The organism is Caballeronia sp. INML1 (assembly GCF_023631085.1).
In the GTDB taxonomy this organism is placed as follows: domain Bacteria; phylum Pseudomonadota; class Gammaproteobacteria; order Burkholderiales; family Burkholderiaceae; genus Caballeronia; species Caballeronia turbans.
Map to the genome: position 1 here is coordinate 57414 of NZ_JALQDT010000024.1, position 21433 is coordinate 78846.

General features: G+C 62.8%; 25 protein-coding genes. 11 read left to right on the plus strand and 14 right to left on the minus strand.

The window, feature by feature from the left end:
* The first annotated feature begins 21 nt into the window (after positions 1-21).
* Positions 22-1428 carry a class II fumarate hydratase gene (fumC, locus tag NCR38_RS09640; RefSeq protein ID WP_250476908.1) on the plus strand — a complete coding sequence of 469 codons (1407 nt, stop codon included), beginning with the start codon at positions 22-24 and terminating at the stop codon, positions 1426-1428.
* Between the two features lie 30 nt (positions 1429-1458).
* On the opposite strand, the gene NCR38_RS09645 is transcribed toward fumC, so the two are convergent.
* Entirely contained in the window at positions 1459-1980 is a 522-nt protein-coding gene (locus NCR38_RS09645) for an acyl-CoA thioesterase (protein ID WP_061120508.1), read from the minus strand.
* A gap of 51 nt (positions 1981-2031) precedes the next feature.
* Complete coding sequence (locus NCR38_RS09650; protein WP_250476909.1) at positions 2032-2172, minus strand: hypothetical protein; 141 nt, start codon at positions 2170-2172, stop codon at positions 2032-2034.
* Positions 2173-2316: 144 nt separating this feature from the next.
* Between NCR38_RS09650 and NCR38_RS09655 the strand changes: the two genes are divergently transcribed.
* A complete protein-coding gene (locus NCR38_RS09655) occupies positions 2317-3066 on the plus strand; it encodes a helix-turn-helix transcriptional regulator (RefSeq protein WP_250476910.1) in 750 nt (249 codons plus the stop codon).
* 177 nt (positions 3067-3243) lie between these two features.
* Here the strand turns inward: NCR38_RS09655 and NCR38_RS09660 are convergent, their stop codons facing one another.
* Positions 3244-4215 (minus strand): thymidylate synthase, encoded by a 972-nt coding sequence (locus NCR38_RS09660; RefSeq protein WP_061120505.1) that lies wholly within the window; start codon positions 4213-4215, stop codon positions 3244-3246.
* A 152-nt stretch (positions 4216-4367) separates the two neighbouring features.
* Complete coding sequence (locus NCR38_RS09665; protein WP_250476911.1) at positions 4368-5747, minus strand: sigma-54 dependent transcriptional regulator; 1380 nt, start codon at positions 5745-5747, stop codon at positions 4368-4370.
* Positions 5748-6403: 656 nt separating this feature from the next.
* Between NCR38_RS09665 and NCR38_RS09670 the strand changes: the two genes are divergently transcribed.
* Both NCR38_RS09670 and NCR38_RS09675 read left to right on the plus strand, forming a co-directional pair.
* Positions 6404-6601, plus strand: coding sequence for a hypothetical protein (locus tag NCR38_RS09670; protein ID WP_061120558.1), 198 nt, complete (start codon positions 6404-6406; stop codon positions 6599-6601).
* Positions 6602-6700: 99 nt separating this feature from the next.
* Complete coding sequence (locus NCR38_RS09675; RefSeq protein WP_061120504.1) at positions 6701-7198, plus strand: dihydrofolate reductase; 498 nt, start codon at positions 6701-6703, stop codon at positions 7196-7198.
* 50 nt (positions 7199-7248) lie between these two features.
* On the opposite strand, the gene pmbA is transcribed toward NCR38_RS09675, so the two are convergent.
* Positions 7249-8619 carry a metalloprotease PmbA gene (pmbA, locus tag NCR38_RS09680; RefSeq protein WP_061120503.1) on the minus strand — a complete coding sequence of 457 codons (1371 nt, stop codon included), beginning with the start codon at positions 8617-8619 and terminating at the stop codon, positions 7249-7251.
* A 214-nt stretch (positions 8620-8833) separates the two neighbouring features.
* On the opposite strand from pmbA, the gene yjgA reads away from it, so the two are divergent.
* Positions 8834-9445: a ribosome biogenesis factor YjgA gene (gene yjgA / locus NCR38_RS09685; protein WP_061120502.1), complete on the plus strand. Its 612-nt coding sequence runs from the start codon at positions 8834-8836 to the stop codon at positions 9443-9445.
* Positions 9414-10049 carry a molybdopterin adenylyltransferase gene (gene mog / locus NCR38_RS09690; protein WP_250476912.1) on the plus strand — a complete coding sequence of 212 codons (636 nt, stop codon included), beginning with the start codon at positions 9414-9416 and terminating at the stop codon, positions 10047-10049. The genes yjgA and mog overlap by 32 nt, the downstream gene beginning before the upstream one ends.
* Here the strand turns inward: mog and orn are convergent.
* A complete protein-coding gene (gene orn / locus NCR38_RS09695) occupies positions 10046-10654 on the minus strand; it encodes an oligoribonuclease (RefSeq protein WP_061120557.1) in 609 nt (202 codons plus the stop codon). The genes mog and orn overlap by 4 nt on opposite strands.
* 132 nt (positions 10655-10786) lie before the next feature.
* Here orn and NCR38_RS09700 point away from each other — a divergent pair, with 132 nt between their 5' ends.
* The 3 genes from NCR38_RS09700 to NCR38_RS09710 are packed head-to-tail and all read left to right on the plus strand — an operon-like array spanning position 10787 to position 13298.
* Complete coding sequence (locus NCR38_RS09700; protein ID WP_061120500.1) at positions 10787-12055, plus strand: M48 family metallopeptidase; 1269 nt, start codon at positions 10787-10789, stop codon at positions 12053-12055.
* Positions 12052-12978 carry a ribosome small subunit-dependent GTPase A gene (gene rsgA / locus NCR38_RS09705; protein WP_250476913.1) on the plus strand — a complete coding sequence of 309 codons (927 nt, stop codon included), beginning with the start codon at positions 12052-12054 and terminating at the stop codon, positions 12976-12978. The genes NCR38_RS09700 and rsgA overlap by 4 nt, the downstream gene beginning before the upstream one ends.
* The gene (locus NCR38_RS09710; protein WP_061120498.1) at positions 12975-13298 is read left to right on the plus strand and encodes a DUF2007 domain-containing protein; all 324 of its coding nucleotides are present in this window, start codon (positions 12975-12977) and stop codon (positions 13296-13298) included. Before rsgA ends, NCR38_RS09710 begins: the two co-directional genes overlap by 4 nt.
* A gap of 6 nt (positions 13299-13304) precedes the next feature.
* On the opposite strand, the gene NCR38_RS09715 is transcribed toward NCR38_RS09710, so the two are convergent.
* The 6 genes from NCR38_RS09715 to rpsP form a co-directional block, all read right to left on the minus strand.
* Positions 13305-14243: a CobD/CbiB family protein gene (locus tag NCR38_RS09715; RefSeq protein ID WP_250476914.1), complete on the minus strand. Its 939-nt coding sequence runs from the start codon at positions 14241-14243 to the stop codon at positions 13305-13307.
* 120 nt (positions 14244-14363) lie between these two features.
* Positions 14364-15023, minus strand: a complete 660-nt coding sequence (locus NCR38_RS09720) for a CoA pyrophosphatase (protein WP_250476915.1) — start codon at positions 15021-15023, stop codon at positions 14364-14366.
* 145 nt (positions 15024-15168) lie between these two features.
* The gene (gene rplS, locus NCR38_RS09725; protein WP_061120495.1) at positions 15169-15558 is read right to left on the minus strand and encodes a 50S ribosomal protein L19; all 390 of its coding nucleotides are present in this window, start codon (positions 15556-15558) and stop codon (positions 15169-15171) included.
* A 131-nt stretch (positions 15559-15689) separates the two neighbouring features.
* On the minus strand, positions 15690-16460 hold the full coding sequence (trmD, locus tag NCR38_RS09730; protein ID WP_250476916.1) for a tRNA (guanosine(37)-N1)-methyltransferase TrmD: 771 nt from the start codon (positions 16458-16460) through the stop codon (positions 15690-15692).
* Positions 16461-16485: 25 nt separating this feature from the next.
* On the minus strand, positions 16486-17208 hold the full coding sequence (gene rimM, locus NCR38_RS09735) for a ribosome maturation factor RimM (protein WP_250476917.1): 723 nt from the start codon (positions 17206-17208) through the stop codon (positions 16486-16488).
* A gap of 54 nt (positions 17209-17262) precedes the next feature.
* Complete coding sequence (rpsP, locus tag NCR38_RS09740; RefSeq protein ID WP_008342343.1) at positions 17263-17517, minus strand: 30S ribosomal protein S16; 255 nt, start codon at positions 17515-17517, stop codon at positions 17263-17265.
* Positions 17518-17756: 239 nt separating this feature from the next.
* Here rpsP and NCR38_RS09745 point away from each other — a divergent pair, with 239 nt between their 5' ends.
* Positions 17757-18260, plus strand: a complete 504-nt coding sequence (locus NCR38_RS09745) for a hypothetical protein (protein ID WP_250476918.1) — start codon at positions 17757-17759, stop codon at positions 18258-18260.
* Between the two features lie 4 nt (positions 18261-18264).
* On the opposite strand, the gene NCR38_RS09750 is transcribed toward NCR38_RS09745, so the two are convergent.
* Positions 18265-19392 carry a PA0069 family radical SAM protein gene (locus NCR38_RS09750; RefSeq protein ID WP_061120556.1) on the minus strand — a complete coding sequence of 376 codons (1128 nt, stop codon included), beginning with the start codon at positions 19390-19392 and terminating at the stop codon, positions 18265-18267.
* 67 nt (positions 19393-19459) lie between these two features.
* The gene (locus NCR38_RS09755; protein ID WP_061120555.1) at positions 19460-19948 is read right to left on the minus strand and encodes an Lrp/AsnC ligand binding domain-containing protein; all 489 of its coding nucleotides are present in this window, start codon (positions 19946-19948) and stop codon (positions 19460-19462) included.
* Positions 19949-20099: 151 nt separating this feature from the next.
* On the opposite strand from NCR38_RS09755, the gene NCR38_RS09760 reads away from it, so the two are divergent.
* Positions 20100-21392: a D-amino acid dehydrogenase gene (locus NCR38_RS09760; protein WP_250476919.1), complete on the plus strand. Its 1293-nt coding sequence runs from the start codon at positions 20100-20102 to the stop codon at positions 21390-21392.
* The last annotated feature ends 41 nt before the right edge of the window (positions 21393-21433 follow it).

Sequence of the window (21433 nt, forward strand, 5' to 3'; positions counted from 1 at the left end):
ACTTCGTAAGGAACTCAGGCCATGTCACAGAATGCGAAGGGCGACGTACGGATGGAGAAGGACACGTTCGGCGAAATCGCGGTGCCGAACGACAAGCTCTGGGGGGCGCAGACGCAGCGCTCGCTGCAGAACTTCAAGATTTCGACGGAAAAGCAGTCGCCCGAGCTGATCACGGCGCTCGCGATCATCAAGCACGCGGCCGCCGAGGTGAACGAAGGGCTGAAGGTGCTCGATTCGAAAAAGGCGAAGGCGATCATTCAGGCCGCCGAGGAAATCATCGACGGCAAGCATCCCGACGAATTTCCGCTCGCCGTGTGGCAGACCGGCTCGGGCACGCAGACCAACATGAACCTCAACGAGGTGATCGCCAATCGCGCGAGCGAGATCATGGGCGGCTCGCGCGGCGAAGAACGCCTCGTGCATCCGAACGACGACGTGAATCGCGGCCAGTCGTCGAACGACGTGTTTCCGACGGCGATGCACGTCGCCGCCGCGATGGCGATCAACAAGCATCTCATTCCGTCGCTGAAGACGCTGCGCGATACGCTCGACAAGAAGGCGAAGGCCTTCGACAAGATCGTGAAGATCGGCCGCACGCATCTGCAGGACGCGACGCCGCTCACGCTCGGACAGGAGTTTTCAGGATACGTCGCGCAACTCGATCAGGGCATCCGGCATGTCGAGGCGACGTTGCCGCATCTGTATCAGCTCGCGCAAGGCGGCACGGCGGTCGGCACGGGACTGAACGCGCATCCGGAGTTCGCGGTGAAGGTCGCGGCGGCGATCGGCAAGCTCACTGGCCTGCCCTTCGAGACCGCCCCGAACAAGTTCGAGGTGATGGCCGCCGCCGATGCGCTCGTCGCCGCGCACGGCGCGCTGAAGACGGTCGCCGCGGGCATGATGAAGATCGCGAACGATATCCGCTGGCTCGCGAGCGGGCCGCGCTGCGGGCTCGGCGAACTGTCGATTCCGGAGAACGAGCCGGGCAGCTCGATCATGCCGGGCAAGGTGAATCCCACGCAATCCGAAGCCGTGACCATGTTGTGCTGCCAGGTGTTCGGCAACGACGTCGCGGTGAACTTCGGCGGCGCGAGCGGCAACTTCGAGCTGAACGTGTTCCGGCCGATGATCGCGCATAACGTGCTGCAGTCCGTGCGCCTGCTCGCGGACGGCGCGCAGAGCTTCAACGACAACTGCGCCGTCGGCATCGAGCCGAACGAGAAGCGCATCGACAGTTTGCTCAACGAATCGCTGATGCTCGTGACGGCGCTCAATCCGCATATCGGCTACGACAAGGCCGCGCAGATCGCGAAGAAGGCGCACAAGGAAGGCACGACGCTCAAAGCCGCCGCGCTCGCGCTCGGTCACGTCACCGAGCAGCAGTTCGACGAATGGGTCAAGCCGGGCGACATGGTCGGCAACAAGTAGGCGCGTTCTTTTTCCGAAAAAGCGGCGGGATCAGACTTTGCCCGCCGCAACCTCTTCCGGCTTCAGTTCGACGATCGCGTCGAGCGCATCCTTTACGTCCATCGAGTATTTCGCGAGGCGCTTTTCCTCTTCCGTTTCCGGCACGAAGGAAGGCACGGGCGTCGGCTGGCCTTTTTCATCGACGGCGACGAAGACCATCAGGCAATCGGTCGTCTGCTCGAGCTCGCCGACTTTCGGATCGCCCGCATGCACGGAAATGTGGATGTGCATGCTGGTGCGTCCGGTCGTCACGACGCGCGCGCGCAACTCCACCAGGTTGCCGACGAGAATCGGCCGCCGAAAGCGGATATTGCCGACGCTCACCGTCACCGCGTAGCGCCCGGACCACATCGCGGCGCAGGCATACGCGGTTTCGTCGATCCATTTCATCAGCGCGCCGCCGTGCACCTTGCCGCCAAAGTTCACCGAGGTCGGCTCGGCGAGAAAGCGAAAGGTGGTTTCGGCGCGGCTTTTGGGGACTGCGGGAATGGGAGTTGAGGTCGGCGTATTCATGGGGTGCCCGTCTGATGCGGAAATGAATGCCGATTATAGGGTCGGCAATATTCAGTCGTGGACGGTGATGCCCTGATCGATGGTGCCGTACATCGTGATGCTGCCTCCACCGCCCGCCGACGACGGTGCCCCCGCGCAGCCCGCACAGAGCATGAGAACGCCCATCACGCTCGCGAGAAAGAATCTGGACATGGAAGTTTTCCTGCTGTCTGAGATGCCAGCGGTCATTCTAGCGCCGCGCTTCGTGCATCGACATTTCGGCGCGCGGTGAAACATCGGATGCGGAGCCGCTATAGAGTGGATAGGTCGATTACCACGCCCGACAGGGACATCGCCATGAACTCCGCTTTCGATGAAGCCGAATCCCGCGTGCGCCATTTCCCCGGACTGTCGCGCATCGGTGCGCTGATCGCCGATCCCGGCCGCGCCGCGATGCTCTGGTCGCTGATGGACGGCACCGCGCGCCCCGCCGGCGAACTGACGATGATCGCGGGGCTGTCGCCATCGGCTGCGAGCGGGCATCTCGCGCGTCTGACCGAAGGCGGGCTGCTCGCGCTCGAAGTGAGCGGGCGGCATCGCTATTACCGCATCGCGACGCCGGACATCGCCGCGGCCATCGAGGCGCTCGCCAATCTCGCGCGGGCGAGCGCGCCGCAGCGCGCGCCTGAACGCCCGCCTTCCGCCGTGCCGGTCGAGATGCGTTTCGCGCGCACTTGCTACGACCATCTCGCGGGCGAACTGGCCGTGCAAATCTTCGACCGGATGCTCGCGCGCAACTGGCTCACCGCCTCCGACGATCACGAACAGGCGCATGGCCCCGCCGCGCTCGACGCGACGCCGGAAGGCGCGCAGGCGTTTGCCGAACTCGGCATCGACCTGAAGGCGCAACGCGCGCGGCGGCGGCGGTTCGCGTGCACGTGCATCGACTGGAGCGAGCGCCGGCCGCATCTGGGCGGCGCGCTCGGCGCGGCATTTCTCGAAGCGTGCGAGTCGCACGGCTGGATCGAGCACACGGCGAGGCGCCGTGTCTTGCGCGTGACGCCAGCGGGACATCGGCATTTCGAAGGTTTTCTATCCACGCGGTAGAGCTTTGTTACGCGCACCAGCCGCATCAGGAGCCTCGCCAGCAGCCTCAACAAGCCCAGCAGCCGCAACACGGCGGCGGCAACAAGCATCATCGAAGTTGAGGCGATGAGCAGCCGGTAAACGAAAAACGCGCGGACGGAAGCCGCGCGTTCTCGCATGCAGCGCTGAAGCGCCCGCTCAGACCGCCATCGGGGCCGTGAGCGGATCGTGATGCTTGTACCCTTCGAGCGCGAAATCCTTCGGCTCGATCTTCTCCAGCCATTCCGGCTCGTAGCGCTTCGTGACCGCGTAATCCGGCACGCGATCGGAGATGATCAACTGCGGCGACGGCAATGGCTCGCGCTTCAGTTGCTCATGCAGCATATCGAGCTGGTTCTCGTAGATGTGCGCATCGCCGATGAAATACGTGAACCAGCGCGGCTTGAATCCGGTCAGCCGGCCCACGAGATGCAGCAGCGCCGCGCCTTCCGCCAGATTGAACGGCGTGCCGAGTCCGACGTCGTTACTGCGGATGTAAAGACACAGCGAAATCTCGCGCGTCACCGCGTTCGGGATGAACTGATACAGCAGATGGCACGCGGGCAGCGCGATCTCGTCGAGCTTCGCCGGATTCCATGCGTGAAACAGAATGCGCCGGTCGGTCGGGCGCTCGATGATCGTATCGAGACACTGGCGCAATTGATCGATCGCCTTGTACAACAGCACCTGTTCGCGCCCGTTTTCGACGAAGCTCGTCACGACCTGGAATCCGCGATTGGTGGCGTCGGCGATCTGGTCGCCCGCGCAGGCATCGACGAGCTTGTACGCGGGCCATTTGCGCCATTGCACGCCGTAGACGTCGCCGAGATCGTCCGGGCCCTGCCGGTACGGGTTCTCGAGCCATTGCGGATTGTCGTTCGCGTTGGCGTCCCAGACCTTGCAGCCGAGCGCGCGAAAGTCCGCCGCGCTCTTCGACGCCCGCAGAAAGCCCACCAGCTCGCCGATCGCCGATTTGAACGCGAGCTTCTTCGTCGTCACGGCGGGAAAGCCTTGCTGCAAGTCGAACCGCAGCATCGCGCCGGGAATGCTGATCGTGCGGATGCCCGTGCGGTTTTCCTGCCAAGTGCCGGTATCGAGGATCGTCTGGACGAGCTCGAGATACTGTTTCATTCGATGTTCCCTGGGGTATGCTGCGCGCCCTCGCGAACGGAAGGCGTAAAGACGGATTTTACCAAGCGACGGGGGCCGGCGCTCAATGCAGCGGCACGAAAAAACGGGCGCCTGGAAGCGCCCGTCCGGGGGTGGATCGCGGCTACTTGCCGTCAGCCGCGCGTAGCGTGCTCTGACGGCGCATCGACCTCGATGTGACGCATCCCATGCGCGCTCAGCAGGCGATACAACGTCACGCGCGAGATCCCCAGTTCGTGCGCCGCGTCGCCGAGGCGTCCGCGATGGCGCAGGAGCGCGAGTTCGATCGCCTGCCGCTCGGCCGCTTCACGCGCCTGCGCGAGCGAAACCGGCGCCACTTCGACGTACTCGCCGAGTTCGAGATCGCGGGCGGTGATCTGCCGCCCTTCCGACATCACGATCGCACGCCGCACGCGGTTGATCAGTTCGCGCACGTTGCCCGGCCAGCCGTAGTTGTGAATCGCGGCGATCGCATCGGGCGAAAATCCGCGCAGGCGCCGGCTCGCGTCCTTCTTGAATCGGTCGAGCATATGCTTCGCGAGCAGTTCGATGTCCTTGCCGCGCGCGCGCAGCGGCGGCTCGTCGATCTGCAGCACGCACAGGCGGTGATACAAGTCCGCGCGGAAACGCCCTTCGATCATCGCGGTCTGCATGTCGACGTGCGTCGCCGAGATGATGCGCACATCCACCGGCGTCGAGCCGTGCCCCCCCAGGCGCTCCACCTTGCGTTCCTGCAGGAAGCGCAACAGGCTCGCCTGACTTTCGAGCGGCAGATCGCCGATTTCATCGAGGAACAGCGTGCCGCCGTTGGCCGCTTCGACACGGCCGATCTTGCGCTGATTCGCGCCCGTGAACGCGCCGCGTTCGTAGCCGAAGAGCTCCGATTGCAGCAGATGCGCCGGAATCGCGCCGCAGTTGATGGCGACGAACGGCTGATCGCGACGCGCGGAACGCTCGTGAATGGCGACGGCCGTCAACTCCTTGCCGGTGCCGGATTCGCCCGAAATGAAGACGGGCGCGTCGGTCATCGCGACTTTTCGGATCGAACGGAAGAGCGCGAGCATCGCGTCGCACGAACCGACCATTTCGCCCTCGGCGCGGCCCTCGCTGCGCGCATCGTGCGACGCGGCGTCGTGCAGCGAAACCATGCCATACGCGTGACCGACGGAATCGACGATGCGGTCGTTCGACGTCGGCAGCGTCACGTAATCGAAGCAATAGTCGCGAATCAGGCGCCGCACGGCGGCGTCTTCGAGTTGTCCGGCAACGGTGGCCGCGACCCAGCCCACGTTGGTCATCGTCAGCGACGATTCGAACGCCGCCAGTTCATGCGATTCGAAATGACTCGACAAATCCAGCAGCCCGCCGGTCGCCAGATCGCTACGCAGTGCCTTGCGCGTGTCTCGCGCGCTCGCGACGATTTCGATATGCCAGCCGCGCTCCTCGAATCGCGCACACAGCGTCTCGCTTGGATTGCGAGTCACATAGATGAGTTGCCGCCGAGCGACGTCCATTATTCAGATCCTTTGTTCAACATTCGTTGAAAAGGTCACGTAGTTCAGGCTCGCACTACATCGCAGACTTCGCTGCCCTCGCACGTTTCTCGCAAACGTCTGGGGAGGGACTTGCCATTCGTTACGACGCCCCCGGGCCATAGCGCGACACACCACGCACTCTTCCACGAAACCCTTTATGTCTGATTCTGTGCCGTTTTTGAGAGACTACTATAACCCAGAAACCCCGAAAACAAATATCGCGAGAGCCGCCGGATTAGCCACAAAAGCTTGACAGGACGGGCCTCACAAGAATTTCTCACACGATTATTAAAAACTTTGCGCACAATTTAATACGACAAAATCTTATACCGATTTCGCGAGAACTTCATGTTTTTCTGCCTTCATGTTTCAGCCGTGAAACGTTTTCACCCAAGTTTCCTCAATGTGTCTGCGTCTCATTATCGCCGTTCGTTGCGTGGCAAAGCTTTCTGACCGATGGCACGCAATTCGCTCCTCTTCCCCACTGCCGGAAGGTAAGAAATACTGTCTACAGAACGAGCGTTCCATATTTCTCCTGCATTCACTTCAGGTTAATCGTTTATACCGGCCAGACGATTACTTTATTTCCGGATGATTCAATACCGGAAATAGTTACCTTGGGTTATGTCGTTACGATGGCACTCGAAAGTTCATTCCGGCGCGAGGAAACAAGCGACGCGCAACAAAACCGTGAAGACGCGGACGAATCGGACGGCATGCGCCAGTGCGCCATTCGCCCGCCGGGCTCAGGCGTCAGCGTGACGCTCTGGGACGAGATCGCGCCGGCTCCTGCTTACGTGCCATCGCTCGCCGACGATTCGCCCGAGACGTGAGTCCGCGCGACGCTTCGATCCCGAATATGGCCGGACGTGTCGGTTAGAATCGAGGCCCCGACGGCGCGGCCCGCGCCGCTTTGCCTCGACCTCCTTCACATGACGACGCTGACCCTGATCGTCGCCCGCGCGCGCAATGGCGTGATCGGACGCGACAACCAACTGCCTTGGCGCCTGCCCGAGGACCTCGCATTCTTCAAGCGCACGACGATGGGCGCGCCCATCATCATGGGCCGCAAGACGCATGAATCGATCGGCCGGCCGTTGCCGGGGCGGCGCAATATCGTCATATCGCGCGATGCCACGCGCCACTACGAGGGTTGCGACGTCGTGACGAGCCTCGAAGCGGCGCTCGCGCTCGAGCCGGCGAAGGAAGCGTTTCTGATCGGCGGCGCGCAGTTGTATCGCGATGCCATCGGGCGCGCGGACAAGATGATCGTCACCGAGATCGACGCCGATTTCGACGGCGACACGCGCTTTCCCGCGCCCGATCCGGAACTGTGGCGCGAAGTGTCCCGTGAGCCGCATCGCGCGGCGGCGCCGAACGATTTCGCGTTTGCGTTCGTGACCTACGAGCGCATCGCCGCTTCCGAATGAAAAAAGGCTCCGGACGCTCTCCGGAGCCTTCGTCTTTTGACGAATGCGGTTCACTGTCCCGCGATCGTCATCCGTTCGATCAGCACCGAGCCGATTTCCTTCGTGCCGCGCACCACGGTGTCCGCGCCGATCGCTTCGATGTGACGGAACATCTCCTGCAACGTGCTCGCGACGGTGATTTCCTCCACGGCGTGCACGATCTTGCCGTTCTCGACCCAGAAGCCCGACGCGCCGCGCGAGTAATCGCCCGTCACGTAGTTCACGCCCTGGCCCATCAGCTCAGTCAGCAGCAGACCGGTGCCGAGCTTCTTCAGCATCGCTTCGAAGTCGTCTTCGGGTTTCGTGTGCGTGCTCTTCATCGTCAGATTGTGCGAGCCGCCGGCATTGCCGGTCGTCTGCATGCCGAGCTTGCGCGCCGAGTACGTCGACAGGAAATAGCCCTGCACGACGCCATCTTCGACCACACTGCGACGCTGCGTGCGCACGCCTTCCTCGTCGAACGGCGCGCTGCCCATGCCGCCCTTCAGGTGCGGATCCTCGACGATCTGGATATGCGGCGCGAACACCGGCTTGCCGAGGCTGTCGACGAGGAACGTAGTCTTGCGATACAGCGCGCCGCCGCTGACCGCCTGCACGAACGCGCCGAGGATGCCCGCCGCGAGCGGCGCCTCGAAGAGCACGCGGCACTTGCGCGTGTCGAGACTCTTCGCGCCGAGGCGCGCGAGCGCGCGCTCGGCGGCGTAACGTCCCACCGCTTCGGGGTCGGCGAGACCGGCCGCGTCGCGCCTCGACGTGTACCAGTCGTCGCGCTGCATGTCGCGGCCCGCTGCCGCGATCGGCGCGCACGCGATGTAATGCCGCGAGTACGGATAGCCCGCCATGAAGCCGCGCGAGGTCGCGAGCACGAACTGCGAATGCTGCGCGGAGACGCTCGCGCCTTCCGAGTTGGTCACGCGCTTGTCGACGGCGAACGCGGCGGCTTCCGCGCGGCGCGCGATCTCGGCGGCTTCTTCCGCATCGATGTCCCACGGGTGATAGAGATCGAGGTCCTGCGGCGCCTTCTCGAGCAGTTCGGCTTCGGCGAGCCCCGCCGCGCTGTCCTCGGCCGTGAAGCGCGCGATGTTGTATGCAGCGGCGACCGTGTCGCGCAGTGCGTCGCGCGTGAAGTCGGCGGTGCTCGCGTTGCCGCGCTTCTTGCCGATGAAGACGGTCACACCGACCATCTTGTCGCGATTGTGCTCGATCGTCTCGACTTCGCCGCGCCGCACGCTCACTGACAGGCCGTCGCCTTCGGAGATCTCGGTGGCGGCATCGCTCGCGCCGAGTTCCTTCGCGTAACGCAGGATGTCGGAGGCGATCTCCTTCAGTTCGTCCTGCGTATGCGGGAAGTAGCGTTGCTTGACGTCCATGTCTGCTGCCATTTTTGGTTGCCTTTGGAAGTCGGGCGGCGTGCGCCCGCGCATGTCGTGGTTGCTTCGGAATTCCCGGCCGGATGCGCACGCAATCGGGCATCGGGCGACGGAAATGGCCTATCACGCGATCATAGCAAGGACGGCGTGCATTCACCCGCCGAGCTTTGTCGCAGAGCCGTACGCGAGGTTCAGGCATGGTGCGCACGCAAGCTACAATGTCGGGATGAACCGTAAAACCCGCATTCAACCGATCGATTCCGGCCGCGACGACGAGCGCGAGATCGACGAAAACGGCTACGACCGGCCGAGCAAATCCCAGCTCAAGCGCGAAATGCACGCGCTGCAGGAGCTGGGCGAGGCGCTTATCGCACTGCCCAAAGACGCGCTCAAACGCATGCCGATGCCCGAGCATCTCGACGACGCCGTGCGCGAAGCGCGCCGCATCACCGACCACGAAGGCAAGCGCCGCCAGTTGCAGTACGTCGGCAAGGTCATGCGCTCGCTGACCGAAGACGAGGTCGCCGCGCTGCGCACGGCGCTCGATACGCACCGCGGCGTGAACAAGTCCGAAACCGCGCGGCTGCACTGGATCGAGCGCACGCGCGAACAGCTACTCGCCGACGACGCCGCGCTCACCGAATTCATCCGCAATCATCCGGGCGTCGATCCGCAGGAAGGCCGTACGCTGATCCGCAACGCGCGCAAGGAGCGCGAGCAGCAAAAGCCGCCGCGCTATTACCGCGAGCTCTTCCAGTGGATCAAGAACGCGTCGGGGGCGGAAGACGACGAAGACATCGAAGGCGATGAGGACGATCGTGACGAAACCGAAGCGTAATCACCCGGACGAGTTGATCGTCGGGCTCGTGTCGATCAGCGATCGCGCGTCGCAAGGCGTCTACGAGGACAAGGGCTTGCCGTCGTTGCAGGCGTGGCTCGCGGAGGCGCTCACGACGCCCTTTCGCGCCGAAACGCGCCTGATCCAGGACGATGCCGCGACCATTTCCGCGACGCTCGTCGAACTCGTCGATACACACGGCTGCGACCTGGTGCTCACGACGGGCGGCACCGGCCCCTCGCGCCGCGATGTGACGCCCGAGGCGACGCTCGCCGTCGCCACGAAGCCAATGCCCGGCTTCGGCGAGCAAATGCGCCAGATCAGCCTGAATTTCGTGCCGACGGCCATTCTTTCGCGGCAAGTCGCGGTGATCCGCGAGACTGAAGATCACGCCGCGCTGATCATCAATCTGCCGGGACAGCCGAAGTCGATCCGCGAAACGCTCGAAGGATTGAAAGACCCGGACGGCAAGCAGAAAGTGCCGGGCATTTTCGCGGCCGTGCCGTACTGCATCGACCTGATCGGCGGACCCTACATGGAAACGCGGCCCGACGTGGTTGCCGCGTTCCGCCCGAAAAACGCGATCCGCCCGCCGAAAAATTAAGACGCGGCGGCAGGCGCCGACGGAATCAGGAAATGCTCGCGGTAGTACTTGAGTTCGTCGATGGACTCGTGGATATCGGCGAGCGCGGTATGCATCGCGCGCTTCTGGAAGCCCTTGTAGATCGCCGGCTGCCAGCGGCGGCACAGTTCCTTCAAGGTGCTGACATCGAGATTGCGGTAGTGGAAGAACGTCTCGAGCTCGGGCATCCAACGCGCCATGAAGCGGCGGTCCTGGCAAATCGAGTTGCCGCACATCGGCGACTTGCCGGGCGGCACGTACTGGCCGAGAAAATCGCGGATCTGGCGCGTGGCTTCTGCTTCATCGACGGTCGACACCTTGACTCGTTCAGTCAGCCCCGAGCGGCCGTGCGTGTTGCGATTCCATTCGTCCATGCGGCCGAGCGCCTCGTCCGTCTGATGAATCGCGAGCACCGGTCCTTCCACCAGCCTGTCGAGCGTCGAATTCGTGACGACCACCGCGATCTCGATAATGCGATCGTTGTCCGGATCGAGACCGGTCATCTCCATGTCGAGCCACACGAGGTTCATGTCGCTGCGCACGAGAGCGTTGTTGTCTGATTCGGGGGTGGCGGAGATGTCGGTCATGAAAGCGGCCTGAGAGATGAAAACGCCGTGCCCGCGCGCTATCTGATCCATTGCGGGATGTCGAGTTCGAACACTGCGCGTCGGCACGGCCTAGAACCTATAATTCTCGCATAGTTCAATCGGAAGTCCCGGATGACCAACCTCACTCTCGCTTTCTCGACGATCTTCGTCGTCGCCCTGGTCGCGATGGTCTCGACCAAGCTCTGGCTCGCCTCGCGTCAGATTCGCCACGTCGCCGCGCACCGCAACGGCGTCCCGTCGCAATTCTCCGGCACTATCCCGCTCGCCGCGCATCAGCGCGCCGCGGATTACACCGTCGAGCGCACGCGCCTCACGATGATCGAGGTCGTCACGAGCGCGGTCGTGCTCGTCGCGCTTACGCTGCTCGGCGGGGTTCAGGCGCTCGATCTCGCGATTTCGGACTGGCTCGGCCGCGGCTATCTCGGGCAGATCGCGCTGGTGGCGTCGGTGGTGGCGATCACGAGCATCATCGACTTGCCGTTCGATTACATCCGCCATTTCGTGATCGAAGAAAAGTTCGGCTTCAACCGCATGTCGAAGAAACTCTTTTTCGTCGATCTCGTGAAGGGCACGGTGCTCGCGGTCGTGATCGGCGCGCCGCTTCTGCTGCTCACGCTCTGGCTCATGGACCGCGCCGGCACGTTCTGGTGGCTGTGGACGTGGATGGTATGGGTCGCGTTTCAGTTGCTCGCGATGATCATCTATCCGACCTTCATCGCCCCGCTTTTCAACAAGTTCGAGCCGCTGAAGGACGAGGCGCTCGTCGCGCGCATCACGAATCTGATGTCGCGCACGGGCTTCGCTGCGAAGGGTCTGTTCGTGATGGACGGCAGCCGCCGTTCCGCGCACGGCAACGCGTACTTCACCGGCTTCGGCGCGGCGAAGCGCATCGTTTTCTTCGATACCCTGCTCGCGCGCCTTTCCGGCAGCGAGATTGAAGCGGTGCTCGCGCACGAGCTCGGCCATTTCAAGCGCCGTCACGTGCTGAAGCTGATGATCGTCATGTTCGGCATCAGCCTCGCGATGCTCGCGCTGCTCGGCTGGCTCATTCAGACGACGTGGTTCTACGAGGGCCTGGGTGTGCGGCCATCGCTCGTCGGCAGCAACAACGGCCTCGCGCTCGTGCTCTTCATGCTCGTGCTGCCGGTGTTCATGTTCTTCATCACGCCGCTCGGCAGCCTGACTTCGCGCAAGAACGAGTTCGAAGCCGATGCCTTCGCCGCCAGCCAGACCGATCCGAAGGATCTCGTGAACGCGCTCGTGAAGCTCTACGAGGACAACGCGTCGACACTCACGCCCGACCCCATCTACACCGCGTTCTACTACTCGCATCCGCCCGCCTCGCAGCGCATCGACCGCCTGATGCAGCACGCCGCATGACGCGCGGGTTCAAGCGTCCGAGCGTGGGCGCGCGCCTCGAAGGCACGGTGATCGCGGCGCACGGACGCCATTATCTGGTGACGCCGGAAGACGGCGGCGCGATGCTTCAGTGCTTTCCGCGCGGCAAGAAAAGCGAAGTGGCGGTCGGCGATCGCGTGATCTACGAGCAATCGTCGGCGGATCAGGGCGTGATCGTCGAGATCGGCGAGCGGCGCAATCTGCTCTACCGGTCGGATCAGTTCAAGTCGAAGCTCTTCGCAGCGAATCTCGATCAACTGCTGATCGTGCTCGCGACAGAGCCGCATTTCAGCGAGGACCTGCTCGGACGCGCGTTGATCGCGGCTGAGGCGCACGGACTCGAGTCGCTCATCGTGCTCAACAAGATCGACGTCGAACACGCGGTCCCGCTCGCGCGCGAACGGCTCGCGCCGTATCGCGAACTCGGTTATGCCGTCATCGAGCTGTCGGCGAAGATGGCGCCCGGCGACGTCCATCCGCAACTCGACGCCCGTCTGAAAGACCGCTCGACGATCCTGCTCGGCCAGTCAGGCATGGGCAAATCGACGCTCGTGAACCTGCTCGTTCCCGACGCCGACGCCGCCACGCGCGAGATTTCATCGGCGCTCAACAGCGGCCGCCACACGACCACGTTCACGCGTCTGTACGAGTTGCCCGGCGGCGGCTCGCTCATCGATTCGCCGGGCTTTCAGGAGTTCGGCCTGCACCATCTGTCCGAAGGCCAGCTCGAGCGCGCCTTCGCGGATTTCCGGCCCTATCTCGGGCATTGCCGCTTCTACAACTGCCACCATCTGCACGAGCCGGGCTGCGCGGTGCTCGAAGCTGTCGACGCCGGCAAGATCCGCCCCGAGCGTCACGCGCTCTACGCACAACTCGTCCACGAAGCCAGCCAGATCGTTCGATGAAGCGACTCACGCGCGCCCCCAACCTGATCACGGCGCAGCATTGGGTGAACGTGCTGACGACCGCGGGCGTGCCGTGCGAGTTGCACAACCGCTATCTCAACGGCGCGATGGGAGAGATTCCGGCAGATCAGTGCGCGCCGGAAATATGGATCGTCGACGATCGCGACGAAGCATTGGCCTTGCGCCTTCTGGAGCGCGCAAGAAAAGGGCCGGACGCGAACGCCCGGCCCTGGAGATGCAAGCAGTGCGGCGAATGGCTGGAGCCGCAATTCACCGTGTGCTGGAATTGCCAGATGGCGCGCGATCCTCTCGACGACTGAATAGGGTTACGCCAGCCACACGGCGATGGTAAGCATCAGCAGCAAGAGCATCCACAGAATCACCGCGCGCCACACCAGGCCGACGGCCGATTGCAGCGTGCGCGGGGTGCAGTCGTCGCCGACGGGCAGCGGGCTCGCATCGCCCACGGCAAGCGCTTCGACTGAAAGCGGCTCCGCCAGCGGACCCGCGAGACGCGCGCCCAGGGCGCCGCTGCCCGCCGCAAGCAACACACCTTCGTTCGCGTCCGGCCACTGCCGCGCGTGATTGCGCCAGGCGTAGATCGCATCCTCGAAATTTCCGACGATCGCAAAGCCGAGCGCGGTCAGACGAGCGGGCACCCAATCGATAAAAAAGAACGCGCGCTGCGCGAACGACGAAAACTCGGCGGTGCGCTCCGGATTCGGCTTCGACCACGCGCGCGCCAGATATTCGGCGATGCGATACAGCACCGCGCCCGCCGGGCCGAGCGGAATCAGAAACCAGAAGAACACGCCGAACACATGCCGATGCGACGCCACCACCGCGTGAACCAGCGTATGCCGCACGATTTCGCTGACGGGCATGTCGATCGTGTCGAGGCCGGTCCATTCCTTCAGTACTTCGCGCGCGCGCGGCACGTCGTCGTTGTTGAGCGCGAGGTGGATATCGGTGAAATAGTGGCTGAACTGCCGGAAGCCGAGCGTGAAGTACACGATGACCACGTTCCACAGAAACGCCAGAACGAAGTTGATCCGGTACAGCACGTAATAAACGAGCCCGACGACGAGCGTCCACGGCAACACGACGACCAGCCACGCGACGATGCCGTGCTTCTCCTTGCCGGCATCGAAGCCGTGCGCGGTGGATTCCGCATGATATTGGAGCAACGCCGAAATCGGATTGTGCGGCGATAAAGCGCGCACTTGCTCAATGATGAGGGCCAGCAATACGGAGAAAAAAGTCATGCGCAGCGCCGAAACAGTCGGATTAGTTCGAGTTTCGCGTAACGATAGCACAGCGTCTGACCGCTTTAGCGCGCCGAGTAATTGCGCGAGGCACGGCCGGCGCGCGGACTTCGTGCGCCATCACGCGCGAGCCGCGAGGAAGCGATAAAAATTGCGCAACATGCCGGCCGTTGCGCCCCAGATGAAATGAGGAGCCTTTCTTTCACCCGGTGTATACGGCATGGCAAAAAAACGACGCTCGCCGCCTTCCCATCGAAAGACACGCACTTCGTGATTCGCCGGATTCATGAGCCACGCGAGCGGCACTTCGAAGATGTCGGCGACTTCGCGCGTATCGGCCTTCAGCGAGAACGGCGGATACACCAGCGCAACGACGGGCGTCACCTTGAAACCCGTGCCCGTCAGATACTCGGGCATCGCCCCGATGATCTCGCAATGTTCCGCGCTCAAGCCGACTTCTTCGTGGGCTTCGCGCAGCGCCGTGGCGGCGGCATCGGCGTCTTCGGGCTCACGGCGCCCGCCCGGAAAGCTGATCTGCCCGGCGTGATCCGACAGATGATCGGCCCGCTGCGTCAGGAGCACGGTCAAGCCGCCGTCGCGCACGACGAGCGGCACCAGCACGGAAGCCACACGCGGATCGCCGCCGATTGCCTTGATGCGCTGCTCGCGCTCTTCCTGCGTCCAGTCGAGATCCATCGTGAAACGCGCGCGCAAGCCTTCCGGCGTGAGGCGCTCTGGCGGGATGGGCGGGAGTGTCTCACCCGTCGAGACGACGGGCATCTTTTCGGGTTCGAGGATGCGGGGAGTCGAAGTCTTTCCGGTGGACACGGGTCGAGAACTGGGCTGTCGAAGCCTCAATTTGAACACACCAAAGAAAAAAGCACCCACATGGGGTGCTTTTTCCGTACTACGCTTCGCCGGCGACTTACTCTGCGGAAGCAGCAGTCTTGTCTTTGAAGACCAGCTTTTCCTTGATTCGAGCCGACTTGCCCGAACGCTCACGCAGGTAGTAAAGCTTCGCGCGGCGAACATCACCACGGCGCTTCACGACGATGCTCGCGAGCAGCGGCGAGTAGGTCTGGAACGTACGCTCGACGCCTTCGCCCGACGAAATCTTGCGAACGATGAAGTTCGAGTTCAGGCCACGGTTACGCTTGGCGATGACGACGCCTTCGTAAGCCTGGACACGCTTCCGCGTGCCTTCGACCACGTTCACGTTGACGACGACGGTATCGCCCGGCGCGAAGTCGGGGATGCTCTTCTCGCCCAGAACGCGTGCGATCTCTTCTTTCTCGAGTTGTTCAATCAGATTCATTACTGACTCCTTGTGCCATCTTGCCGAAGTTGCGTGCCTTGTATTTGCGTCAGGCCCCGGTAGAGGATGGGTTTGCTTCAGGCGCCGATTATTAGCCAGCGCCCCCATTTTCCCGCTCGTCCGCCCGAAATCTATGCAGATTTCGACGCTTCCTTTGCGAGTTCTGCGAGCCATGCCTCGTCGGCACGGCTCAACATCTTGCTTTCACGCGCGCGCCCGATCAGATCGGGACGCTTGTTGAATGTGTTGCGTAGTGCTTCGCGCCTGCGCCAGGCGTCGATTTCCTTGTGATGACCGCCGAGCAGCACATCGGGAACACGCACGCCTTCGTACTCTTCGGGACGCGTGTAGTGTGGACAGTCGAGCAATACGTCTACGAAACTGTCCTGCACCGCCGACTGCGCGTCGTTCAGCACCCCGGGCAACTGGCGCACCACGGCGTCCATCAGCGCCATCGCGGGGAGCTCTCCGCCGGACAGCACGAAGTCGCCGAGGCTCACTTCTTCGTCCACTTCACGATCGATCAAACGCTGGTCGATCGCTTCATAACGGCCGCACAGCAACACGAGACCCGGCTCCTGCGCAAACCGCATTACGCGTTCGTGGTCCAGCCTCGCACCTTGCGGCGACATCATCACGACGCGCGTCGACGCAATACCCTGCTCGCGCTGCGCAGCCTTGGCCGCATGGATCGCTTCTTCCAGCGGGCGCGCCAGCATCACCATGCCAGGGCCGCCGCCGTAAGGGCGATCGTCGACGGTGCGGTAGTTGTCCGTGGTGAAATCGCGAGGATTCCACGTCCGCAGACCGAACCGCTCCTGCTTCACCGCGCGGCTGGTGATGCCCCAGTCGGTCAGTGCGCGAAACATCTCGGGAAAGAGCGTCACGACATCGAACTGCATCGCTCTCTCCGTAACGTGACGATGTTCAATAGTCGGCGTCCCAGTCGACGACGATGCGCTTCGCCGCCCGGTCCACCGTCTTCACATACACGCCGACGAACGGAATCAGCCGCTCGCCGGTGACGGGCTGGCCATCCTTGTCGATGCCCGGATACTCGATCCGCAGGATGGAATGCGCGCCGTTGTCGATCAGATCGGCAACGCGGCCCAAAGCCACGCCCGCTTCATTTTCGACATCCAGGCCGATCAGATCGACCCAGTAAAATTCGTCTTCGCTGTCGAGCTTCGGGAAATCACTGCGCGCGATATTCACCGTGTGACCTTTCAGCGCAAGTGCCGTATCGCGGTCATCACAGCCGGCGAAGCGCGCGACGATCGTATCGGCGTGCACTTTCGACTGCAGACAACGGGCGGACTTGTAATCGCGGCCTTTTGCGAGCCACCAGCGCCTGGCGCTCAGCAGCGCGTCGCCGCCCTGCTTGCCGTTCGCGTGCGGCACGATCTTGACCCAGCCTTTGAGACCGTATGCATCGGCGATGAAACCGAGTTCGACGGCGTCCTCAGGCAAAGCTTCGACCGGCTCGATTCCGCCTTCCGGCACCTTCGCGCTCGAAAGATCGACCGCCACGCGGCGCGCGCCCGGCTTGCGGACGAACGCGCCAAACGTGGCGGAACCTTCATCTTGCCCCGGCTTGGCTCGACCGATACCTTCCGACCCGCGGCCGGATTCAGAATCGCGCATGGGCATCGACGAATCCTTGGGCAGGTTTCGAGCGGCTGTTACAGCGTCGACCAAGCGAGCTTAAGCAGCCGGCTGGGCTTGCTGAGCTTGCTTGACGAGACGCTCGACGGTCGGCGACAGTTGTGCGCCAACGCCTTGCCAGTACGTCAGGCGATCCTGAGCGATGCGCAGCGATTCGCCCTTGGTCGCGACCGGGTTGTAGAAACCAACGCGCTCGATGAAGCGGCCGTCACGGCGGCTACGCGAGTCAGTTGCAACGATGTTGTAGAACGGGCGCTTCTTCGAGCCGCCACGAGCCAAGCGGATGATGACCATGCTGAAATCCTTGAAAACCGGGGTTCGGAACAACGAGAACAGGCGATTATAGCTGTAATCCGGAGCGCCAACAAACACTTAACGCATTTTTTGGATGCACGGCGGATTGGGGACCGTTCCAGCGAGTCTTACATTGACGCGGCGACGTGCGATTGGTGGCGCGGACACGCGTCGGCGTAAAATGGCTGACCGCGTCCGCTTGAAGCGACGTCCGATTCTTTCTATCACCGCTTTCGCTGATGACTTCCTCGTCCGTCGCCACGCAAGCCGGCTCGCAGCCGGCCAGCAAGCAGGTTCCATCGTATTTTCGTTCGAAGACGCTGACCGCCGCGCTCGCGTTTCTGTTCGGTTCCATCGGCCTGCACCGCTTCTATCTGTATGGAATGCGCGACAAGTACGGCTGGGCGCATATCGCCGGCATTATTCTGGGTGCGTTCGGCTACCTGCTGCTCGCGCAGACGGACCGCACTTCGCTTCTCGGCTGGGTGCTGGCGTTCCCGGGCGCGATATCGCTGCTCGCCGCCTTTCTCTCCGCGATCGTCTACGGCCTGCGCCCCGACGCCAAATGGGATGCGCAGTTCAACGCGCACACCGGCCGCAGTAGCCGCTCCGGCTGGACGGTCATCTTCGTCGTGATTTTTTCGCTCCTGATCGGCGCGTTCCTGCTGATGACCGGTCTCGCGCTCACGTTCCAGACGTACTTCGAAAGTCAGGTCGAGGCGGCGAAAACGCTGTCGCAATAAAACGTCAGAACAAGTCGAGCTGCGGGCTGGACGGCGCCGCTGCTTTCTTCGCGGGCCGCTGGAACTCGGACATGTCGAGAATGCCGCGCTGCCGCGCGTTCAGGCCGAGTCGCTTCGTCGCCTTTTGAAAACGCTGCTTGAGCATGTCGGCCCACAGGCCCTCGCCTTTCATTCGCGTCGAAAAGTTCGAGTCGTAGTCCTTGCCGCCGCGCATATCGCGCACGCGGCTCATCACGCGATCCGCGCGATCGGGGAAATGCGCGGCGAGCCAGTCCTTGAAAAGCGGCGCAACTTCCCACGGCAGACGCAGCACGATGTAACTCGCGCTCGTCGCCCCCGCCTCGGCGCACGCCTCCAAAACACGCTCCATGTCCGGCTCAGTCACGAACGGGATGACTGGTGCGATGCTCACGCCTACCGGAATGCCCGCCTCGGCGAGCGTCCGGATCGTGCGAAGACGCCGTGCTGGCGTCGCGGCGCGTGGTTCGAGCGTTCGCGCGATATCGGCGTCGAGGGTCGTAATGGTGATCGCCGCCATGACCTGACCGCGCACGGCCATGGGCGCGAGCAGGTCGATGTCGCGTTCGATCAGCGAATTCTTCGTGATCGCCGCGAAAGGATGCCCGCAATCGTGCAGCACCTGGATGACCCGCCGCGTGAGCTGCAGATCGCGCTCGACGGGTTGATACGCGTCCGTGTTGACGCCCAGCGCTATTGGCTCGGCTTCGTAGGTCGGCTTCGCCAGTTCGCGCTCGAGCAATTCGGGCGCGTTGACCTTCGCGTAGATCCTGCTTTCGAAATCGAGCCCCGGCGATAAACCAAGATAGCTGTGCGTAGGGCGCGCAAAACAATAGATACAGCCGTGCTCGCAGCCGCGATAGGGATTGAGCGAAACGGAGAACGGGATGTCCGGCGAGCTGTTGCGCGTGAGAATGCTTTTCGCGCGCTCTTCAAAAATCTGGGTGCGCAGCGGTGGTGCGCCTTGGTCCTCTGGATCGGCGGTGTGCGCCCAGCCGTCGTCTACGCGTTCGCGCTCGTCCTTCTCGAAACGCCCCTGAACGTTCGTGACCGCCCCGCGCCCCTTGAGCGGAGCGGGCGGCGCGACGGGATACTCACGATCGGGCGATGACATTGCGACGAAGTCCATCCATTGATACTGTATAAATATACAGTATCGAGTCATCGTCGCAAGCAAAAAATCACGTTTCGACCAGGATCTTCAGCGTCTCCTTGATTTCCTCCATCACCACGTAACTTTTTGACTGCACCGCGCCCGGCAACTGCAACAGGATGTCGCCGAGCAGCTTGCGATAGTCGGCCATCTCGCCGATGCGCGCCTTGATCAGATAGTCGAAATCGCCTGACACGAGGTGGCACTCGAGCACTTCGGGAATCTTCTGAACTTCGCGGCGGAATTGCTCGAACATGTTGCCGCTCTTGTGATCGAGCGTGATCTCGACGAATACGAGCAGCGCCGCGCCCAACTCGGTCGGATTCACGCGCGCGTAGTAGCCCATGATCACGCCATCACGCTCCATGCGCTTCACACGCTCGATGCAAGGCGTCACCGACAGCCCGACGCGTTCCGCCAGGTCCTTCATCGCGATGCGGCCGTCCTCCTGAAGGATGTTCAAAATCTTGTGATCGAGCTTGTCGAGGGCGCGGACGGGATTTCGCTGTGTGCGCATTGGTTTTTCCTGAAAATCTACCAAATACAATAACTAAAACTGCCTCGAAGTCCATACCATAGTCGATAACACTATACGAGCTTCGGTTTGTCGCGTCGATCGCCTTAAAGCACGCGCATGCGGAAGTTCATCGAATCTGGATGGAGATCACATGCGAATCGTTATTCTCGGAAGCGGCGTCGTCGGTGTCACGAGCGCCTACTACCTTGCTCGCGCCGGCCACGAAGTCACGGTCATCGACCGCGAAGCCGGACCCGCGCTCGAAACGAGTTTCGCGAACGCAGGTCAGATCTCCCCGGGGTACGCATCGCCGTGGGCCGCGCCGGGCGTCCCGCTCAAAGCCGTCAAGTGGATGTTCGAAAAGCACGCGCCGCTCGCGATTCGCCTCGACGGCACGATGAACCAGTTGCAGTGGATGTGGCAAATGCTGCGCAACTGCACGCAAGATCGCTACACGGTCAACAAGGGCCGGATGGTGCGTCTCGCCGAATACAGTCGCGACTGCCTCCAGGCGCTGCGCGCCGACACCGGCATTCACTACGAAGGCCGCACCGGCGGCACGTTGCAACTGTTCCGCACGCAACAGCAATTCGATGGCGCGGGCAAGGACATCTCTGTGCTGAAGGACGCGAACGTGCCGTTCGAACTGCTTACGGCAGATGAGCTCAAGAAGGCGGAACCCGCTCTCGCGGCGGTTTCGCACAAGTTGACTGGCGGCCTGCGCCTGCCGAACGACGAGACGGGCGACTGCCAGATGTTCACGACGCGCCTCGCCGCGATGGCCGAAGCGCTCGGCGTCAAGTTCCGCTACAACACGTCGATCGACGCGCTTACCGTCAGCAACGGCCGTATCGCCGGCGTGCAGTGCGGCAAGGAACTGGTGACGGCAGATTCATATGTCGTCGCGCTCGGCTCCTATTCGCCGAAGCTGCTCGGCGATCTCGTGAAGATCCCGGTCTATCCGTTGAAGGGCTACTCGATCACCGCGCCCATCGTCGATGCCGAACGCGCGCCGGTCTCGACGGTGCTGGACGAAACGTACAAGATCGCGATCACGCGTTTCGACGACCGCATCCGCGTGGGCGGCATGGCGGAAATCGTCGGCTATGACAAGAAGCTGAAGCAGGCGCGTCGCGAAACACTCGAAATGTGCGTGAACGACCTCTTCCCGGGCGGCGGCGACACCGCGAGCGCCACCTTCTGGACCGGCCTGCGCCCGATGACGCCGGACGGCACGCCGATCGTCGGCCGCACGCCGGTGCCGAACCTGTTCCTCAATACCGGTCACGGCACGCTCGGCTGGACGATGTCGTGCGGCTCGGGCCAGTTGCTGGCGGATCTGATGTCGGGCAAGCAGCCCGCCATCCGTGCCGACGATCTCTCCGTGCATCGTTATTTCGGCGATGTCGGCGTGAAAACGCGTCCGGGATACGCGAACGCGTAATTCTTCTATCGCAGGAAAATCAAGGGCGCCTTCGTTTCGAC

What these genes read in the sequence shown, in the direction of transcription:
- fumC (WP_250476908.1), top strand. Translation starts at nt 22, where the DNA reads ATGTCACAGAATGCGAAGGGCGACGTACGGATGGAGAAGGACACGTTC.
- NCR38_RS09645 (WP_061120508.1), bottom strand. Translation starts at nt 1,980, where the DNA reads ATGAATACGCCGACCTCAACTCCCATTCCCGCAGTCCCCAAAAGCCGC.
- NCR38_RS09650 (WP_250476909.1), bottom strand. Translation starts at nt 2,172, where the DNA reads ATGTCCAGATTCTTTCTCGCGAGCGTGATGGGCGTTCTCATGCTCTGT.
- NCR38_RS09655 (WP_250476910.1), top strand. Translation starts at nt 2,317, where the DNA reads ATGAACTCCGCTTTCGATGAAGCCGAATCCCGCGTGCGCCATTTCCCC.
- NCR38_RS09660 (WP_061120505.1), bottom strand. Translation starts at nt 4,215, where the DNA reads ATGAAACAGTATCTCGAGCTCGTCCAGACGATCCTCGATACCGGCACT.
- NCR38_RS09665 (WP_250476911.1), bottom strand. Translation starts at nt 5,747, where the DNA reads ATGGACGTCGCTCGGCGGCAACTCATCTATGTGACTCGCAATCCAAGC.
- NCR38_RS09670 (WP_061120558.1), top strand. Translation starts at nt 6,404, where the DNA reads ATGGCACTCGAAAGTTCATTCCGGCGCGAGGAAACAAGCGACGCGCAA.
- NCR38_RS09675 (WP_061120504.1), top strand. Translation starts at nt 6,701, where the DNA reads ATGACGACGCTGACCCTGATCGTCGCCCGCGCGCGCAATGGCGTGATC.
- pmbA (WP_061120503.1), bottom strand. Translation starts at nt 8,619, where the DNA reads ATGGCAGCAGACATGGACGTCAAGCAACGCTACTTCCCGCATACGCAG.
- yjgA (WP_061120502.1), top strand. Translation starts at nt 8,834, where the DNA reads ATGAACCGTAAAACCCGCATTCAACCGATCGATTCCGGCCGCGACGAC.
- mog (WP_250476912.1), top strand. Translation starts at nt 9,414, where the DNA reads ATGAGGACGATCGTGACGAAACCGAAGCGTAATCACCCGGACGAGTTG.
- orn (WP_061120557.1), bottom strand. Translation starts at nt 10,654, where the DNA reads ATGACCGACATCTCCGCCACCCCCGAATCAGACAACAACGCTCTCGTG.
- NCR38_RS09700 (WP_061120500.1), top strand. Translation starts at nt 10,787, where the DNA reads ATGACCAACCTCACTCTCGCTTTCTCGACGATCTTCGTCGTCGCCCTG.
- rsgA (WP_250476913.1), top strand. Translation starts at nt 12,052, where the DNA reads ATGACGCGCGGGTTCAAGCGTCCGAGCGTGGGCGCGCGCCTCGAAGGC.
- NCR38_RS09710 (WP_061120498.1), top strand. Translation starts at nt 12,975, where the DNA reads ATGAAGCGACTCACGCGCGCCCCCAACCTGATCACGGCGCAGCATTGG.
- NCR38_RS09715 (WP_250476914.1), bottom strand. Translation starts at nt 14,243, where the DNA reads ATGACTTTTTTCTCCGTATTGCTGGCCCTCATCATTGAGCAAGTGCGC.
- NCR38_RS09720 (WP_250476915.1), bottom strand. Translation starts at nt 15,023, where the DNA reads ATGCCCGTCGTCTCGACGGGTGAGACACTCCCGCCCATCCCGCCAGAG.
- rplS (WP_061120495.1), bottom strand. Translation starts at nt 15,558, where the DNA reads ATGAATCTGATTGAACAACTCGAGAAAGAAGAGATCGCACGCGTTCTG.
- trmD (WP_250476916.1), bottom strand. Translation starts at nt 16,460, where the DNA reads ATGCAGTTCGATGTCGTGACGCTCTTTCCCGAGATGTTTCGCGCACTG.
- rimM (WP_250476917.1), bottom strand. Translation starts at nt 17,208, where the DNA reads ATGCCCATGCGCGATTCTGAATCCGGCCGCGGGTCGGAAGGTATCGGT.
- rpsP (WP_008342343.1), bottom strand. Translation starts at nt 17,517, where the DNA reads ATGGTCATCATCCGCTTGGCTCGTGGCGGCTCGAAGAAGCGCCCGTTC.
- NCR38_RS09745 (WP_250476918.1), top strand. Translation starts at nt 17,757, where the DNA reads ATGACTTCCTCGTCCGTCGCCACGCAAGCCGGCTCGCAGCCGGCCAGC.
- NCR38_RS09750 (WP_061120556.1), bottom strand. Translation starts at nt 19,392, where the DNA reads ATGTCATCGCCCGATCGTGAGTATCCCGTCGCGCCGCCCGCTCCGCTC.
- NCR38_RS09755 (WP_061120555.1), bottom strand. Translation starts at nt 19,948, where the DNA reads ATGCGCACACAGCGAAATCCCGTCCGCGCCCTCGACAAGCTCGATCAC.
- NCR38_RS09760 (WP_250476919.1), top strand. Translation starts at nt 20,100, where the DNA reads ATGCGAATCGTTATTCTCGGAAGCGGCGTCGTCGGTGTCACGAGCGCC.